The 1,231-nt window shown below is 45.5% G+C and carries 3 protein-coding genes; 1 reads left to right on the top strand and 2 read right to left on the bottom strand.

The genetic code is table 11. The features are described from left to right. The coding region (gene rpl2p / locus BP896_RS01615) for a 50S ribosomal protein L2 (RefSeq protein ID WP_291764967.1) at positions 1-504 on the top strand (504 nt) is incomplete at its 5' end. Here the strand turns inward: rpl2p and BP896_RS01620 are convergent. Both BP896_RS01620 and BP896_RS01625 read right to left on the bottom strand, forming a co-directional pair. After that, a complete protein-coding gene (locus BP896_RS01620) occupies positions 501-941 on the bottom strand; it encodes a hypothetical protein (protein ID WP_291764970.1) in 441 nt (146 codons plus the stop codon). The genes rpl2p and BP896_RS01620 overlap by 4 nt on opposite strands. 58 nt (positions 942-999) lie before the next feature. Further along, a partial coding sequence (locus BP896_RS01625) for a hypothetical protein (RefSeq protein WP_291764973.1) occupies positions 1,000-1,231 on the bottom strand: 232 nt, incomplete at its 5' end.

Genomic DNA, 1,231 nt, shown 5'->3' on the forward strand with positions numbered 1-1,231 from the left:
AATGCCAGGGTGGAGCCAGGTAACGTGATGCCCATTGGTAAAATACCTGAGGGTACAATGGTGTGTAATGTTGAGAAGAGGGTTGGTGATGGTGGGAAGTACGCGAGGTCCAGTGGAACCTACGGTGTGGTTATGATTCATAGGGATTCAACAACACTACTTCAATTACCCAGCGGGAGGATGGTTGAGGTTGATTCAAGGGCTAGGGCTACAATAGGTATAGTAGCTGGTGGTGGGAGGATTGAGAAGCCCTTCGTTAAGGCTGGTAGCAAGTATCATAGGGCTAGGACTAAGGCGTGGAAGTACCCGAAGGTACGTGGTAAGGCAATGAGCGCCTACGCACACCCACATGGTGGTGGTAGCCACCAGCAAGGTGGTACACCTGTTAAGAAGAATGCATCACCTGGACAGAAGGTTGGCTTCTACGGATCTAAGTGCACTGGGCGTGGTTGTGTTAGGTGGAGGGCCCAGCAGGCTAAGACCCAGCAGAGGCAGCAGGCTTAATGAATTTGAGAGTACCTGCTTAATGTACCTAATGTAATTTTAACCAACCTACTCAATAACTCACCCCTACTCCTAAACCTCCTCCGTGAGTCTGGAAGCTTTAACTGTAAGTAATTGGGTGTTATGATTACTTCAACATTCTTAAAGACATCAAAATACGCATTAAACTTAATGACATCCTCACCGGCCTGAAAGGGCCCTGAAAATGTGTAGAAGTTGGAGCCTGTGACCTTAATTATTAGGCTAGTAATCTTATCCCAATGCTCAATAAGCTCCCTAGCCTCACCACTCTCCAATACCTTTAAGGAACCCTTAACAGTAATTAACCCACTATAAGCCTTACCAATCATCATTGCTGATACAAGTACACCATTAATATTGAAGTCTACACTCCTAAATCTCCTACTCCTAGTTAACGTAATTATTCCATTAATCATCACTTACCTAAGCCTTAGGCGCTAAATTAAGCTTCCGCATGCTTAAATACTCATGCAATTAATGAACACTCAACTTGCTTAATGCGTACCTGTATGTGAAACTCCATGGTGCTGGGCTACCAATATAGTGGTCTAGGAAACCCCTCTCGGGGTCAGGCTTACCTGTCCTACCATCTATCCTCGATGGTTGATTCCATGTTAAGCCCTGCCTAACCAAGTTATCCCACTCCTTCTTAACAACGTTAAGCCAACCATCCACATTAAGCTCCCTGGCAACACTCATCATTGCG

The organism is Caldivirga sp. UBA161, assembly GCF_002506515.1.
In the GTDB taxonomy this organism is placed as follows: Archaea; Thermoproteota; Thermoprotei; order Thermoproteales; family Thermocladiaceae; genus Caldivirga.

Bases quoted from the DNA above. Each gene is read 5' to 3' on its own strand.
- BP896_RS01620 (WP_291764970.1), bottom strand. From the start codon at position 941: ATGATTAATGGAATAATTACGTTAACTAGGAGTAGGAGATTTAGGAGT.